Source organism: Flavobacterium sp. (assembly GCF_044371705.1).
Lineage (GTDB): Bacteria > Bacteroidota > Bacteroidia > Flavobacteriales > Flavobacteriaceae > Flavobacterium.
In genome coordinates, this window is the sequence record NZ_JBILTE010000004.1 from 1 (window position 1) to 16257 (window position 16257).

Here is a 16257-nt window from a genome sequence, read left to right on the forward strand (position 1 = left end):
TTCAAAATTGGCATCGGTTGACAAATATAAAAACACCACTTCGGGATATTTTTTGTGCAATTCACGCGATGCCGGAAAAGCCGCTCGACAGGGTCCGCACCAACTGGCCCAAAAATCGACATAAATAACTTTCCCTTTGTTTTGCAGAAGTACTTCTTCCAATGTGGTTTTGTTTTTATTCCTATCCCACAAAACCACTTCGTTGGTTACTTTTTTAAGCTTTTCCTCATTGACCAAATAGGCTTTTTCAAAACTCTCTAAAAGAACCGGATCGGTAGAATACTTTTTAAAAACAGCCACATATTCTGCTAACTTATGCGATTCTGATTTTGCAATCTGATTCAAATACACATACAACAAAAACTCTTTTGCCTTAGGTGCAAACAAATCGGAAGCCTCCACTTGAAGAAAAGTGTCTTCATAATCATCCTTTTTAAATTTTACATCGTGTGTTTTCGTTTTGTTGTTGGCCGATGTTAATGGTACATCTTTGAGTTCTTTGGTGATCTGCTTGACTTTAAATTCGCTTTGTACGTACTTTTCTAAAAAATAGCGGTACGATTTGAGCCAAATCAGCTCTTCGTTCTTTAAATCGGCTGTATGCTTCTTAAAATTGGTGTTGGAATCTATATTCAAAAGATAATAGTTCATATAATTCAATTGAGCGTCATAAACGTCTTTTGATAATTGATCGGCAGCAACTAATTCATTCAAACGGCCGGTGTAATTGGCACTTAAATCGGCTAGTTCTTTTTCATAAGCTTCTAGCTCCTTTTTGTTTCGGGAACGCTTAATTTCGAGAAAAAACTGAAAACTGTCTACCGGAAAATGCAGTTTCGCATTTTGTTCCAAATTCAAATCGCTAACTTTGGTTACTCTATTTGGAATTGAAAACTCCGGATAACCTTTGGAATAATCCACCACCAACGTATCGCCTTTGTAAACCACTGCACGCGAAACTTTGTGAAATTCCTGCCAATAATGAATCAGAAATAGTTTATCCGATTGAATAGCAACCGTTTGCACATCGTCTTTTTCTTTGTTTTGGGGCGAAATATAGACTTCTTTGAACTGACCGAATTCGGAGTAATTTAAAAAAGCACTCATTCGCTTTTGGTTGGGAACTTCCTTAAACAAGTAGTCACTTTTTTTAAAAATAAACGTTATGGAATCGGATTTTGGTTGAGCGAAAGTCAAACACGAAAACAAAAAGGCAACTACTAATTTCATACAGTTATTTTGATAAGTTGTAAACGTTGAAAATTGAAAATAGTATGTTTTGACTTACAATTTATAGTTTATATATCGCTTTCAGTTGCAAACGATGCAGAAACAAAAGGAATTTTGATTTACTTTTACTTCATGAAACAACCTTCCAAAGACCCGTTGCACGGCATCACGCTGAAAGAAATTGTAGAAAAACTGGAAGCTCATTACGGTTTTGACACTTTAGGTGAGTTAATCACGATTAAATGCTTTCGTGAAAACCCTAGTGTCAAATCGAGTTTGACCTTTTTGAGAAAAACGGATTGGGCTCGAAAAAAAGTGGAGGAGTTGTATTTAAGGACGGGGTTTTGAACTATTAAATATTTGCAAAGGTAAGAGCGAGAGAAGCACAACAGCCTACAGCTTGATTATTTTCGCGGAATATAAATCCCATGAACTCCATTGTCTGGTCTGTAATAAAATTGAACAAGGTAGTTTTTATTAGTTAAATATTGATATTTACGTTTGTATGATTTATCTCTGAAATCATATATATCTGCAATCAAATAACTTCGTTCAATTAAGTATTTAGTGAGTTCTAACTCAAATTTTGCTATTTTTTGTTTTCCTTTTTCATATGTATAATAATCAACATTCAAAAAAAACTTTTTCTCCGGTTCGTTTCTGATTATCGACCAAGCTTCTTCAGTTAACTTTAAATTGCCAGGAATGTAATCAACATTAATTTTTTTTGAATTACCATCCAAATCAAATTTAAGATAAACGTTTGAAAAATCATATGTTATAATTTTACCATTGACTTGTATGATCAGATTTGCACTTTGCGAGAAGCAAAATAAATGGATAAACAAAAAGAATATAATTAGTGACTTTTTCATTATCATGTTTTTTAATCGTAAAATTGGTTTAGCATATACCGCTTACGCGAGCGTCTCGCTCGTGCTAATTTCGTAAACTTGGATTGGCTTTGATTAAATATTTGGCGTTCACTTCTCCAATTTTCTCAGAGATTGAAGAAATATATTTTAAAATAACCGAAGTAATTTCGTACGGTGTTTTCATTTTGATACTATCATTTGATACTATCAAAAGTAGGTGTTTTTAGTTTACTAATTATTAAGTGATTGGATAAATCTGGGTAATTTATTAAACTAAGATTGGTAGCAAGCCTGTGAGGTCAGGAAACCATCGCACAGCACAGTGTTACATGGAAAACTTCGGAGATCTGGGGTTGCTAAAAGTTGTTTTTTAACTCTGTCAGAGTTTGGAACTCTGACAGAGTTGGCGACCGACAAGAGAGTTGGCGGCTGAGGGGAGAGATTCCTTTAAAACTCAAACTTCAACTGCACCACCACTGTTTTCTTTACTTCCGTATTTAAATTGTTCAATGAAATTCCGAGCAAGCGAACGGATTCTTTGAGTTTTTCCTGGTACAATAATTCTTTGGCAGTATCTAAAAGAAGGGATCGGTCGGAAATAAAATACGGTAGTGTTTTGCTTCGGGTTTGTTGCGAGAAATCGGAATACTTGATTTTTAAGGTTACCGTTTTTCCGGCTATTTTATGTTTTTGTAAGCGGCGTTCGAGTTCTTTGGCAATGCTTTCTAGGCGTTCTTCCATGAAGACTTCGGAGGAGAGGTTTTCATTGAACGTCCGCTCGGCTCCTACCGATTTTGAGATGCGGTTCGGTTTCACCGGACTGTTGTGAATGCCCCGAACAATGTAGTAATAATGCACGCCGCTTTTGCCAAAATTTGTTTCGAGAAATTCTAACGATTTGGTTTTTAAATCGCTGCCGGTGAAAATACCGAATTGGTACATTTTTTCGGCGGTTACTTTCCCAATACCGTAGAATTTTTTAATGTCTAATACTTCCAAAAAAGCTTCCACCTCATCGGGGTTAACTGTTTTTTGACCGTTAGGTTTATTAAAATCACTCGCTACTTTTGCCACAAATTTGTTGATGGAAATTCCTGCCGAAGCCCGTAATCCCAATTCATCAAAAATGCGTTGACGGATTTCTTTAGCCAATAACGTCGCACTTGGGTTTCCTTTTTTATTTTGGGTGACATCCAAATAGGCTTCATCGAGTGAGAGTGGTTCCACCAAATCGGTATATTCATAAAAGATTTTGCGGATTTTTTTGGAGATTTCGGTGTAGCGTTCAAATCGCGGTCGCACAAACACTAAATGCGGACAAAGCTTTTTTGCCAAAACACCGCTCATGGCACTTCGCACACCAAACTTTCGAGCTTCATAACTTGCAGCAGAAATTACGCCGCGTATTTCACTCCCGCCTACTGCTAAAGCTTTCCCAACCAATTCAGGATTGTCCAATTGCTCCACCGACGCATAAAAAGCATCCATGTCAATGTGAATAATTTTACGGAACTGATTCTCCACTATCATTGTTTACAGCATTTGTCCCAACCGGGAAAAAGAACGAAAATGGTTTGTTTCTAAAATGTCGCCAAATCGAACGGTTAATTACTCCCAATTCTGAAAAAGGAATATCCCTCGAACGAAATGCTAGGCCTAGCGACAATGTAAAACTGACCATAAAATTGACTAAACCAATCACTCCAATACCAAAAATACCCCAAAAAAGCATCCAATTATCCAATGTGTAATTGGAACCGTACAATCCCAACGCTAGGTTTCCACTGGCAAAGGTAATGTGTCGAATGTCTAAATTTAAGCCTAAAAAGAGTCCGATTGTTGCCGTAGAACCCATAAAAACTCCAAACCAAAAATTCGAAATAATCCCTGCCCATTTATGTTCGTACCACTTGGCAAATTTTTCTGCCTTTACTTTTCCGAACGTGCGTTTTAAAAACGGGTTTTCTTTAATCCGGTGAAACATCTGGTAGTGCTTGTCGCGATTGGACACACTACCTGAAATAATTCCGGATAAGAATAGAAAAACGCCTGCAATCGCGGCATGAAAAATGGCCAATGAGTGAATCGGACTCAAATCGGTGACCAACACTTTCCATTTTGTTTGGGCGATATTGTAATCAAACGCGAGGTCGATTAACCAAATTCCCAGTAATGAAACCGGAAAAGCCATCAGTACATTTCCTAAAAAAGCAATAAACTGCGAACGAAACACACGGGCAAAAAATCGGGCAAATGCCTCGTATTTACTATCGGTAATTAAAGGATCTTTGATGCCGTCTTCCAAAGCTCTAATTAATGCTGCGGCTGTCATTGCAGGTTGCTTGGTTGCCAGAGTAAATCCCAAAATATAGATGGCAATAAATCCAAACGAATAATTCATGCTGTACAAAAATGCATGACCAAAATCACTGGTTTCCAGTTTCGATAGCAGTACTTTGATGATGCATAATATTCCAACAATTAAGCCTCCGCCCAAAGCGGTTAGAAACATTTTAAAATACTCTGTTTTGGATTCGGTGATGTACTTTTCGCCAGTTTTGGCAGTATGTTGGGTGATTTCGTACGAAAGCAATTGGGTACTTTCCTTGATAAAGGTTCGCACATTGTTTCGCGTGCAATTATATTTGATTAGTTTATACGCCAGTTGCAAACTATTCGATTTTATTTTTGATGGATGGTCAACCGTAAGCAATGGCAAAAGCACTTTCAGGCGATGCAATTGCTGCCTGATTCGCAGCAAATTTTGATTGACACGAAGCGTAATTCCGAATTTGGAAGAATTTTGAAAAGCTTTGCCTACGAACTCTTCGCATTGCGTATGCAGAACCAGTAATTGCTTGTATGATAAATCATCAGATGTAATGAAATGTTCTTCTTGCGTTTTGATTCGTTCTTCAATTTGCAATAATTCTTTTTCGAAAGCAGCAAAGGGACTTTCATGATTGATGTATTCCGGAACCATTTTAAAAACGTCTGATTCCAAGGCTCTACCGCTCATTCGTTGCGAAATCAAGGTCATTGATGTCATGATTTCAAACAAAACGGTTGGTGGCTCAACGGATTCATACATAGAAGTAAAACCCACTAAATCGTACAGCGTTTCCAATTGCTCAATTGGTATTTTCTGTAACCAAATAGGATCTGTATTATTATAAAAAATCTGATTTAAAACGTATTCAAGCGTATCTAATTCCGGTTGATAGGGTAGAATTTTGGCAAAAATTCGCTTTTTTACTTCAAACCAAAAATCAACATCTTGGAGGATTCCGGCATCGGTTAAAATTTTACTCAGTCTTTTTTCAAATACAATGGTTTTACAATAGTGTGAAAACTCATTTTTAACGAACTCGTTTGATTGAAGAAATTCAATTAATTCCGTTAGCTCTACTACTTCTACTTTTGCAGGGTTTTTGGGTCGAATGGCTGCAATGATTTTAATGCCAATTTCCAAAGGATCTTCCAATGTTCTCCACAGTTGATTTTCATCAAAATAGGTTCGCAACAGATCAATTGAAGATTCTTTTTTCTTGGAGGTAAACAATAAAGCCATTTCTTATCTTTGTTTTGTAAAAATACAATTCAATCTTCAATTAGATTCAATTGACAAGTAATATAAGAAAAAATTATGATTGAAATTGAACGCAAATTTTTAGTGACCTCTAACGGATTTATCAAAGAAGCCATCCGTCAATCGAGAATTGTTCAAGGCTATTTAAACTCCAACCCCGAGCGAACGGTGCGTGTTCGAGTGAAAGGTGACAAAGGATTTTTAACCATCAAAGGCATTGGGAATGAAACGGGTATTTCTCGTTTTGAATGGGAAAAAGAAATTCCTTTAGAAGATGCCGAACAATTATTGTTGTTTTGCGAAAAAGGCGTCATCGATAAAATAAGATACGAAGTAGCAATTAGCAATCATTTGTATGAAATTGATGTGTTTTCTGGTGCCAACGAAGGTTTGATTATAGCAGAAATCGAACTTTCTAATGAAAATGAATCATTTGAAAAACCAACGTGGTTAGGAACAGAGGTAACCAATGACAATCGCTATTACAATGCATATATTAGCAATAACCCTTTTAAAAATTGGAATTTATGAAAAAAATTGTGTGTGTTTTATTGCTGTTTCTTCAGCTATCTTGTATTTCAGTGAAAGTAGAACAAACCAAATCGATAACTGCTCAAAAGAAGTTGCAGTTAAAACCAAGCATGAAACCTTTAGTTACAACGAGGGAGATACTACGTATGTGATGCAAAAATACTTTTTAGTTGTTTTGAAAAAAGGACCCAACCGAACACATTCGCAAGCCGAAGCAGATGCACTACAAAAGCAACACATGGCACATATTTCATGGTTGGATAAAACCGGTAAAATAAGCGTTGCGGGACCTTCTGAAGATCATGAAACCGTTGCCGGATTTTTGCTTTTTAACACAGAGACATTTAAAGAAGCTGATAGTTTGGCACGCTTGGATCCAGCCGTAAAAGCAGGTCGACTAGAAGTGGAAACGATGCCATGGTGGGCGACGAAAGGAAGTGTGCTGAAATAAATTTATTTTTTTTTCGGTAGTTCTTCACCAATTTCCTGCACAATTTCAATAGTGACACTCATCAAACCATGCCCGTGATGTTGTGCAATGTCTCGAAAAGCACGTTTCGACAAATCAATTTCGCGACCTTTTGTAAAAGGACCACGATCATTAATTGTTACAATTGTTGATTTTCCATTGTTTTCGTTGGTTACACGTACTTTTGTTCCAAAAGGTAATTTGCGGTGAGCTGCAGTATATTTTTGATTGTCGAAGATTTGACCACTGGCGGTCTTTCTTCCCGTAAATTTATCTGCATAATATGAGGCATGAGCGGTTTTTTTATATAATTTGAAGGTGTAATTACCTTCTTTTTTTAAACTATCTACTACAATAGTATCCTTTGCTACGGAATCTTTTAAAATGATTCTTTGCAAAGAAGGTTTTTCAAAATGCTTTGTTTTAAAAGAAAAACTGCTAAAGAAAAGCAATGCAAATAGGCCAAAGACCAAAAGCTCTGTTTTATGTTTCATAATTCCTATTTTTAATCTTTCCACCATTTAACAAAAGTTGTACCAAAAACCATAAAACCACGCAATGCGTGGTTTTAGTGAGTTAAATTATCATATTTAGAACCAAGTACTCCAAGGAATTCTACTTAAAATCAATAATAAACCTATACCATAAAAGAACAGTATTTTTCTAAATTTTAGCGTTCCTTCCGCTTTTTTATGTTTGGACCAACCAATGGTTATAAACGCGATTGCAAGTATATTAATCAGCGGATGCTCCAGCATTGTCAAACGCAGTTCCGAATTTTTCATGGCACCTTCAATTGCAAAAGCCTTAAAACCAATCTCAGAAACAAAATAGACTGCCAAACCTAACAGCAGTTGAATATGCGAAAAAATTAAAGCGAACAGCGAAATACGCAAATCTTTGGATTGAAAATGTCTCTTTGACGTGTAGCCCATTAATGCGTTAATAACGGCCAGCAGAAGCACTAAAACAACTAAATAAGCCCACCAAGAATGTAATAATTGTAATATGTTGTACATAGTTTTAATTTTTATTGGATAACAAATATAGTAAAATTAAAAAAACCTCTATCCAAAATTTGAATAGAGGCTTATAAAAAATTTAGTTGTATTAATTGAAAGTATATCTCACACCAATTTGCATTTGCCATCTTGATGAGTTTAAACCTGCATCGTCAATTTGGTTTACAGACCCTTCCACAGAAGGATTGTATCGGAAAGTTGGTGTAGTACCATCCGGTAAAAAACCAACTTGGTTTAACAATTGTACTTGGTCAAAACTTGCAAAATATCTTTTCCCCCAATCTTTGTTTAGTAGGTTTGTAAAGTTAAAAATATCGGCAGAGACTTCAAATGTGTGTCTCTTTTGTTTCACATTTAATGTGAATTCTTGAGCAAATTTTAAGTCAATTACATGACTCCATTTCAGACGATCACCATTTCTTTCGGCATAATCACCTCTTCTGCTATTAAGATATTCATTTCCTTCAATAAACGCATCCAAAGCTTCCCATTGTTGTTGTGCATTTAATCCAGTAACAGGATCATTTACTAAAACAATTTCTGATTGATTAGCAGGGACATAAATCAACGCTGAGTTGGAAAACGTATCTCCTAAGATTCTTCCAAAATCATTGTACACATAACTAAACGGAGTTCCTTCTGCTCCTTCATAAAATACACCCAATTTTGTTTTTAAGCTTTTGTTCCATTTGTAATTAATGAACCCATTTCCCAAAATTCTGTTTCCTTGAGCAAAATCGGATGTTGAAACTCCTCCAATTGCATTCGAACCGTTTACTGTTTCAATATTATTCCACTGCGAACTGTTTTGTGAAGAAGTTGCATCAAATAATACCGTTGATTCACCATAAGCGTAAGTAGCTTGAATGGTCGCATCAATTTTTTCTGACTTGAAAAGTTTAGTAAGTGTTAAAGAAGTGTTCCATGCTGATCCTTCACTTGTATTTGACGCTAAATAGACTCCTTGGTATACATTGTCAACTCTTTGAAAATTGTAACGTGGTCGAACATCTGCTCCTGTTGTAAAAACAGTTGGATTTTTTAAGTTAATATTCTCATAGGTGATTGCACTAATATTGTCATTATAGGTAATATCAGCGGTAAACATGAATCCTAGAGGTAATTTCTGATCTACCGCGAAACTCGCTTTTAACACTTGTGGCAATTTAAAATCTTTTGCAAATAAATCGATATTACCTCCAAATTGTCCCGGAGCTCCCGGATTCCCTGGCTCTGGACCTAAGGCTGTTGTTCCATTAAATAACTGACTTGTAACACTCGGATTTGGATTGAAATTAGGCATTAATGGATTAGTTGCTCCATTAATATCAATAGCTCCTTGCGTTACACCATTATTGTTGTAAGCACCACCCGGCCAAACTAATGGTAGTCTTGAAGTAAATACACCTACACCGCCTCTAAATTGGGTTAATTTTTTACCGTTTAAATCATAATTAAAACCTAAACGTGGAGAAACATGAGCTCTTGTATCGATTCTGCTGCCTACTTTTGCCCCTTGAAGGTCTTTTCCTGCTGCTTCAAGCAATGGAATGGTGCGAGTATTAAAATCTTCGTTTACAATATAATTATCCCAAACAGGAACGTCAAAACGAATACCGAAAGAAACCCTTAAATCATCCGACAGACGCATTTCATCTTGAGCGTACACCCCAAATTGATTAACATCGAATTCTGCCGCTCCCTGCGAATCGTCGCCTTCTCCACCCACCAGTGAATAACCTAATCTGAATCTGTTTGGTTTACGATTAAGTAAAAAATCATTCAAATTAGTAAACCTATAATATCCATAATTTCTGCCAAAGAAAACATTTTTTGAAGAACTGAACTCATTATGCGTTCCCAAGGTAATGTTATGTATTCCCGATTGAATTTCTAAATTATCGGTGATTGTTAACGTTCTTTGCTTTAACAAGTTTGCCGTCGAAAAAGGTTCTGAACCAATGAATATAGATCCTGCCCCATCTCTAATTTCGATATTTGGAAAAGCAATTCCCAAAGCATCTCTGTCATCATTCACTGTAGTATACCCCACCACTAAGTTGTTGGAAACTTTATTATTTATTTTAGAGTTTAGCTCTAAAGATGTTGAATTGGTTAAGGAAACAAATTCCTGTGCTCCATTGTAAAAGTTTATAGCAGAAGGTGAAGATCTGTTTGGCGAAATATTTGTGGCATTCACATAACTATGTCTGAAAGCCAGTTTATTATTATCATTAATATTCCAGTCAATTTTAGCAATTAATTTATCACTCACTAGTGTCGATACATTATTATTATAAACTCCCGGATCATATCCATACTCAGAAATCAAATAATCACTTAAAATTCCAATCTGCTCAGCTGCTCTACCCGGAACCAAATCTGGAGATCCTGGTGCTAGTGCCATATTTCCTATATAAGTATCTGCATCAAAAGGTTGTGGTGTTTCATTTTCCTGTCTTTCATAGTTAATGAAAAAAAACAGTTTGTCTTTTTTAATCGCTCCACCGGCTCTTACTCCATAGGTACTTGCGTCAAATTCAGCTAGCTTAGTACGATTTGTAGATGAAATACCGTTGGGAGTCATTCCTGCTAAATTTTGATTTCTATTTAAAAAATACGCAGAGCCTTCAAAATTATTTGTCCCTGAACGTGTGATAGCACTAATAGCACCCCCGGCAAAACCGGAAATTTTTACATCAAACGGAGCAACTGAAACTTGAAATTGTTCGATGGCATCTAAAGAGATTGGACTTACACCGGTTTGACCCCCATTTGTTCCATTGGCGGCTAATCCGAAAACGTCGTTATTTACTGCTCCATCAATATAAATGGCATTGTATCTATTATTTTGACCTCCAATTGACAGTACATCATCACCTCTTAATTGAGCTTGTGGAGTTAATTTGGCAAAATCTGCAATGTTTCTTGAAAGCGAAGGTAATGCTTCAATTTTTTTAGAATCAATTACTGTTTGAGCTCCTGTTTTTTTAGAATTGATAAGATTGTCTTTTGATCCAGACAATACTACTTCATCTAGAGCACTTATTTCTGAATCCAATTCTATTATAAATGACTTTGAATCCCCTAATTGAAGATAAGTTGCGTCGTCGGTAAAGGTTTTAAAACCTACGTAAGATATTTCAATTTTGTAAGGTCCGCCGACACGCATATTAGAGATTCGAAAAGTTCCCTCGTTATCAGTTGTTGCAGCATATCGGGAACCGGAAGGAGTATGAGTTGCTAAAATTGTAGCACCAGGCAAAGGCTCACCAGCTTTCTCTCTTACTTTTCCATTAATCGATGAAGTGGTATTTCCTTGGGCATATATAGTTGAATCCAACGAAACCAATACCACTAATAGAACAAAAAACTGTAAAAATTTTTTCATGTGACTTTGTTTTAAATTTTTACAAAGTTGCATTACAAAAATCAGTATTGGGTTAGCTAATTATTAATTGAACGTCATTATATTTTGAAAAATTTAACAGTTTATCGTGTAAATTTTGGCCAATGTAAAGTGGATGTTATGCTAACAAAAAATCCTCAACCAAAAGTTGAGGATTGTAAAACAAACGTAAAATATCTTTCTACTTATTTTTCAAAAAATGATTGAGTAAAAATGTTGTGGAACTGTCATGCTTTTTAATGTTTTTAGAATTAATTTCATCTAAAATACTGTTTGCCAGTTGTTTTCCTAATTCAACTCCCCATTGATCATAGCTAAAAATATTCCAAATGACACCTTGTACAAAAATTTTGTGTTCATACATAGCCACTAAGCTTCCCAAGGTTTCGGGTGTTAATTTCTTGATTAAAAGCGTATTCGTAGGTCGGCTTCCGGAAAATACTTTGAAAGGCAACAAAAATGCTGCTTTTTCAGGCGACATTCCTTGTTTATCGAATTCTGCTTGCACTTGTTCGGCTGATTTTCCGTTTAATAAGGCTTCGGTTTGAGCAAAAAAGTTGGACATCAATTTGTCGTGGTGGTTTTGATTTCCGTGTAAAGGCTTTACAAATCCAATAAAATCGGTTGGAATTAATTTTGTTCCTTGGTGAATTAATTGAAAAAATGCATGTTGAGAATTCGTTCCCGGTTCTCCCCAAATAATCGTTCCTGTTTGGTAATTTACCGGATTTCCGTCGCGGCCAATACTTTTGCCGTTACTTTCCATAATGCCTTGTTGCAAATACGAAGCTAGTTTCTGCAAGTATTGCGTATAAGGAATCAATGCTTCGCTTTCGGCACCGTAAAAATTATTGTACCAAATAGTCAGCAATGCTAAAACAACCGGTATATTTTGGTCAAATTTTGCAGTTTTAAAATGTTCATCCATTTGATTGGCACCTTTTAACAACTTTTCAAAATTTTCAAATCCCACAGCCAAACTAATGGATAATCCAACGGCACTCCACAATGAAAATCTGCCGCCTACCCAATCCCACATGGGGAAAATATTTGACTCATGGATTCCAAACTCCGTTACTTTTTGAATATTGGTAGAAACGGCTACAAAATGTTTGGCCACATCGTTTTGGGAGCCTGATTTCAAAAACCAACTGCGTATTGTTTCTGCATTGGTTAGCGTTTCTTGCGTGGTGAATGTTTTCGAAACAATCACAAACAAGGTAGTTTCAGGATTTATTTTTCTAAGTATTTCATTCACATGGTCTCCATCCACATTAGAAACAAAATGCAAGTTCAAATGATTTTTGTAATACTGTAATGCTTCTACCACCATTACCGGTCCCAAATCGGAGCCACCAATACCAATATTTACTACATCTGTAAATGCTTTGCCGGTAAAACCTTTTCGTTCGCCTGAAACAATTTCGTTAGTAAAGTTTTTAATTTTATTTTTAACCAAGTAAATTTCCGGCATTACATTTTGACCGTCTACTTTAATATTTGCTGATTCAGGAGCACGCAACGCTGTGTGCAAAACGGCTCTTCCTTCGGTCTTATTAATTAAATCTCCTTCAAAATACTTTGAAATAGCTTCTTTTAATTCAACTTCTTGTGTTAAATTTAAAAGATACTCCATCGTTTCTTTTGTGATCAAATTTTTAGAGTAATCCACTAAAAAATCATTCCATTGGATATGAAAATCGGATACTCTTTTTTCATCCTTTTGAAATAATTCTTGCATGGTCACATACTGCATGTCTTCGAAATGCTTTCTCAAATTTTGCCAAGCTAGAGTTCCTGACGGATTATTACTTGCTAATGCCATGATGTTTATTTTTTAAAAACAACGGTTGCTATACTGTCTAATTCTTTCTTTAGAGGTGCCATTTCCTGCATAAATCTTGGTTTGTGTTTGGCATCCATAGGTTCTGTATTAGGGAATTTTTGTGATAAAGGATCTACCTGAACTCCATTTTTCCAAAATCGGTAACATACATGCGGGCCGGTTGCTAAACCTGTACTTCCTACTTTTCCTATCACTTGTCCTTGTGAAACTCTTTGTCCTTGTCTGACAAGGATTTTAGACATATGAAGGTATTGTGTGGCATAGGTTCCATTGTGTTTTACTTTCACAAAGTTACCATTTCCGGCTGTGTAACCGGTTCTTTCAACAACTCCTGCGGCTGTAGTTTTAATGGGGGTTCCATGTGCGGCTGCGTAGTCGGTTCCTTTATGAGCTTTCCATGTTCTTTGAACCGGGTGAAAACGTTTGGGTGAAAACTTTGATGAGATTCTAAAATAATCCAAGGGAGCTTTTAAAAACATGGTTCGAAGTGCTTTGCCTTCTTCATCATAAAAATCGGTTTTCTTTGCCAGTGAATCCTTTTTAAAAGGAAACGCGTAGTATTTTTTGCCTTTGTGTTCAAAAAAGGATGCTTCCATTTTTTCAACACCTGCATACACCGTATCGTTAATAAACTTTTCGTAGAAAGTAACTGCAAATTTATCCCCTTTTTGAATTTTGAAGAAGTCGATGGAATACGCATAAATATCGGCTAAATTATGTGCTAATGAAGGATCCGTTTTTGCTTTTGCCAGTGTTTCAGACAACGAACCGACAATTTCTGAAGCGATGGTTCGACGTTTGATTGTAATTGGCTTTTGTTTTTTATACGCTTGAAGAGAATCTCTAAAATCTACCACAAAATAATTCACATTATCTGCTTCATAGATTAACGCTTGAATTTTATGAGGTTGTGTTTTCGTGTTTAAAATGGTGTAGGGTCTACCAGCACGTATACTTCGCAGATTGATTGAATCTTTTATTTTTTCTGTGATATCATGCGACCGCATTTCACCTGAATAATATTTTTCAAGTAGTTTACTAAACGTATCTCCCGATTGAATGGTGTCTCTAATTACTTGGTAATTGTTAAGCGTAAAGCCAAATTCAACGATAATTGGTTCAGGCTTTTGAACCGGAACTTTCGTTTTATTCGGTCCTTTATCTTCACATGATGAAAAAGCAACAAGTAACAATAATACTGCGGTTAAATATCTCAATTTGGTTTTTTTAAATCATTATAAACTTTCTTTCTCTCCCCATGTTGCTAATTCTTCTTCTGACCATAATTCAGGGAAAAATATTCTGCGTTGGTACTTAGGTAACATGTATTTTTTCCAATCACTTCCTCCGGTAGCTTCGCCGGTTCCATGCCCGCTTTCTATATATTTTTTTGCAGCATTAAAATGACCCATCACCCATGTGATGTTTACGGTATAATCATAATGTCTCATCGCACTTATTAAGTCTCCATTTTTTTGATCGGCTTCGGGTAATTGCTTGAATTTTCGCCATAGATTTATGGTGTTGTATTCTTCCATAAAAATCAAAAATTCCTTTTTGTATTTGCGTTCGAATTCTAAAATAAGATATGATTTTTCACCTGTTTGGTAATCTTTTCCTGCTGCTTGCCAATATAAATGTTCAAAAGCGTGTGAATAAGAAGTATTTCTGTCGATTGACGCTCTGAACCTATGATCAATCAAATTAATTAAATCGGTCGAGGCAAATTCAATTAACCGATATTGAGCACTTTGAAAACCACTTGCCGGGGTCAAAGTGTTTCTAAATTTCATGTATTGCTCTACTTCCATTCCGTCCTGCATAATTTTAAAAGAGGTAGTCAACATGTCAAAATAACGGCTGATTCGCATCAATTTTTCAGTAAAATAAGCCGTTTCAGGTTTTTCTGTGTGGCAAAGTTGGTCAATTTCCCACAGAATCATTTTGAATAAAAGTTCATTTACTTGATGATACATGATGAAAACCATTTCATCAGGAAGGGTTGTTCGTTGCGTTTGTAAATTTAATAACGCGTCGGTTTGAATATAATCCCAATAGGTAATTGGCTTTGACCACAATAGCCCTTCTAAATGCGTGGCTGTTTTTTGATTAATGGATTGAAATTTTTGTTCTAATTTATCTAAAATTTCATCGTTTGTTGTTGAATTCATTGGCTACTGCTTTTTAACCAAAGGGTGTTTTAATCCTTTGTATTTTTCTAATTCTGCTTTTAGAGATCCAACTGCTAAACTGGCTTGTACTTTTAAGGGCAACTTATTTTTATCGTCTGATATCCAAACAGTTAGACTCTCTTCTTCTTTAAAAACTCTTCCCGCCTGCACATACGGACGGAATTTCATGGTTGAAATGACACCAAATTTAGTTTTTAAATCTTCACGACCAATAAATTTAAGTTTAAATTTCGTTGTTTCGTCATCAAAAAACATATCAATATTGACAGATTCTCCCACTTTCAATTTGTCAACTGTAGGATGATTTCTCAAATAATAAAAAGATGAAAGTATGTCTTGTGCGTTTGCAGGAATGTCGAACGTTTTTTCGGTTTTTCGCTTATAATCTTTTACAAGTATTTTCTTATTCAATTGATCAAAAAAACCTTCTTGATTTTTAGTGTAACCTCCTTCATTAATTTTTCTGACAAATTGATACGGATTTCCGGTTTCTTTATCAAAATAACTTTGGTAATCATCTTCTACTTTAAAAAAGAACTTCGTCATACCGGTGGTATAGCCATATCCCTTGGCATGAAATACTTTTTTGTTGTTTTTGACAGCTTCTTTGACTTCTAATTCGGCATATCCGGCGTTGATTAGGCCATAATGAATGCGAAACTGAAACCATTCACCCACAGTAAACGCATCTGATTTTATTGGAGCAGTAAAAGAAGTATTAAAACTCGCAGTTGCTATAAAAAGAATAACTAAAAGTGCTTTTTTCATTGGAGGTGAATCTGATTTCAACTGCAGTTGCAATTTCAATACCAAAAATACTAAAACTAAAAGTGACCTCAAAAAATGAGGCATATATTATGATTAATTTAATGTTTTGGAAACATGAAAAATTTGAAATAGTAAGCGTATCTCCATAAAAACACAAAACCCAACCGTTACCGATTGAGTTGTATGCTATTAACTAACCAAAAAACTATAAATTATGAAAATTTACTTTACTCAAAAGAAGGTAACCACTCCTTCTTTTATGCGAGTGCAAAGGTATTTGGTTTATTGAAAATTTAATAGTAAAAAACAAACTTTAACTAAACATT

The 16257-nt window shown here is 35.6% G+C and carries 14 protein-coding genes; 3 read left to right on the forward strand and 11 right to left on the reverse strand.

Annotated features, from left to right (window positions below):
- Positions 1 to 1230, reverse strand: a 1230-nt coding sequence (locus ACIQ2S_RS00625) for a TlpA family protein disulfide reductase (protein ID WP_396172117.1), incomplete at its 3' end; no start/stop codon positions are given.
- Between the two features lie 132 nt (positions 1231 to 1362).
- Here ACIQ2S_RS00625 and ACIQ2S_RS00630 point away from each other — a divergent pair.
- The gene (locus tag ACIQ2S_RS00630) at positions 1363 to 1578 is read left to right on the forward strand and encodes a VF530 family DNA-binding protein (protein ID WP_396172118.1); all 216 of its coding nucleotides are present in this window, start codon (positions 1363 to 1365) and stop codon (positions 1576 to 1578) included.
- Positions 1579 to 1634: 56 nt separating this feature from the next.
- On the opposite strand, the gene ACIQ2S_RS00635 is transcribed toward ACIQ2S_RS00630, so the two are convergent.
- The 3 genes from ACIQ2S_RS00635 to ACIQ2S_RS00645 all read right to left on the reverse strand — a co-directional run bounded on the left by ACIQ2S_RS00635 (position 1635) and on the right by ACIQ2S_RS00645 (position 5676).
- Positions 1635 to 2105 carry a hypothetical protein gene (locus tag ACIQ2S_RS00635; RefSeq protein WP_396172119.1) on the reverse strand — a complete coding sequence of 157 codons (471 nt, stop codon included), beginning with the start codon at positions 2103 to 2105 and terminating at the stop codon, positions 1635 to 1637.
- 447 nt (positions 2106 to 2552) lie between these two features.
- On the reverse strand, positions 2553 to 3635 hold the full coding sequence (gene dinB, locus ACIQ2S_RS00640) for a DNA polymerase IV (protein ID WP_396172120.1): 1083 nt from the start codon (positions 3633 to 3635) through the stop codon (positions 2553 to 2555).
- Entirely contained in the window at positions 3610 to 5676 is a 2067-nt protein-coding gene (locus tag ACIQ2S_RS00645; protein WP_396172121.1) for a recombinase, read from the reverse strand. Before ACIQ2S_RS00645 ends, dinB begins: the two co-directional genes overlap by 26 nt.
- A gap of 75 nt (positions 5677 to 5751) precedes the next feature.
- Between ACIQ2S_RS00645 and ACIQ2S_RS00650 the strand changes: the two genes are divergently transcribed.
- Both ACIQ2S_RS00650 and ACIQ2S_RS00655 read left to right on the forward strand, forming a co-directional pair.
- Positions 5752 to 6225, forward strand: coding sequence for a CYTH domain-containing protein (locus ACIQ2S_RS00650; RefSeq protein WP_396172122.1), 474 nt, complete (start codon positions 5752 to 5754; stop codon positions 6223 to 6225).
- The gene (locus ACIQ2S_RS00655) at positions 6182 to 6676 is read left to right on the forward strand and encodes a YciI family protein (protein WP_396172123.1); all 495 of its coding nucleotides are present in this window, start codon (positions 6182 to 6184) and stop codon (positions 6674 to 6676) included. The genes ACIQ2S_RS00650 and ACIQ2S_RS00655 overlap by 44 nt, the downstream gene beginning before the upstream one ends.
- A gap of 2 nt (positions 6677 to 6678) precedes the next feature.
- On the opposite strand, the gene ACIQ2S_RS00660 is transcribed toward ACIQ2S_RS00655, so the two are convergent.
- From ACIQ2S_RS00660 to ACIQ2S_RS00690, 7 genes are all read right to left on the reverse strand, one after another.
- Positions 6679 to 7188, reverse strand: coding sequence for a septal ring lytic transglycosylase RlpA family protein (locus ACIQ2S_RS00660; protein WP_396172124.1), 510 nt, complete (start codon positions 7186 to 7188; stop codon positions 6679 to 6681).
- A 96-nt stretch (positions 7189 to 7284) separates the two neighbouring features.
- Positions 7285 to 7713 carry a hypothetical protein gene (locus ACIQ2S_RS00665; protein ID WP_396172125.1) on the reverse strand — a complete coding sequence of 143 codons (429 nt, stop codon included), beginning with the start codon at positions 7711 to 7713 and terminating at the stop codon, positions 7285 to 7287.
- 91 nt (positions 7714 to 7804) lie between these two features.
- Positions 7805 to 11107, reverse strand: a complete 3303-nt coding sequence (locus ACIQ2S_RS00670; RefSeq protein ID WP_396172126.1) for a TonB-dependent receptor domain-containing protein — start codon at positions 11105 to 11107, stop codon at positions 7805 to 7807.
- A gap of 199 nt (positions 11108 to 11306) precedes the next feature.
- On the reverse strand, positions 11307 to 12950 hold the full coding sequence (pgi, locus tag ACIQ2S_RS00675) for a glucose-6-phosphate isomerase (RefSeq protein ID WP_396172127.1): 1644 nt from the start codon (positions 12948 to 12950) through the stop codon (positions 11307 to 11309).
- A gap of 5 nt (positions 12951 to 12955) precedes the next feature.
- Positions 12956 to 14188 carry a peptidoglycan DD-metalloendopeptidase family protein gene (locus ACIQ2S_RS00680; protein ID WP_396172128.1) on the reverse strand — a complete coding sequence of 411 codons (1233 nt, stop codon included), beginning with the start codon at positions 14186 to 14188 and terminating at the stop codon, positions 12956 to 12958.
- An 18-nt stretch (positions 14189 to 14206) separates the two neighbouring features.
- Positions 14207 to 15142, reverse strand: coding sequence for a tryptophan 2,3-dioxygenase family protein (locus ACIQ2S_RS00685; protein WP_396172129.1), 936 nt, complete (start codon positions 15140 to 15142; stop codon positions 14207 to 14209).
- 3 nt (positions 15143 to 15145) lie between these two features.
- Positions 15146 to 15931 (reverse strand): DUF3108 domain-containing protein, encoded by a 786-nt coding sequence (locus ACIQ2S_RS00690; RefSeq protein WP_396172130.1) that lies wholly within the window; start codon positions 15929 to 15931, stop codon positions 15146 to 15148.
- Between the last annotated feature and the right edge of the window lie 326 nt (positions 15932 to 16257).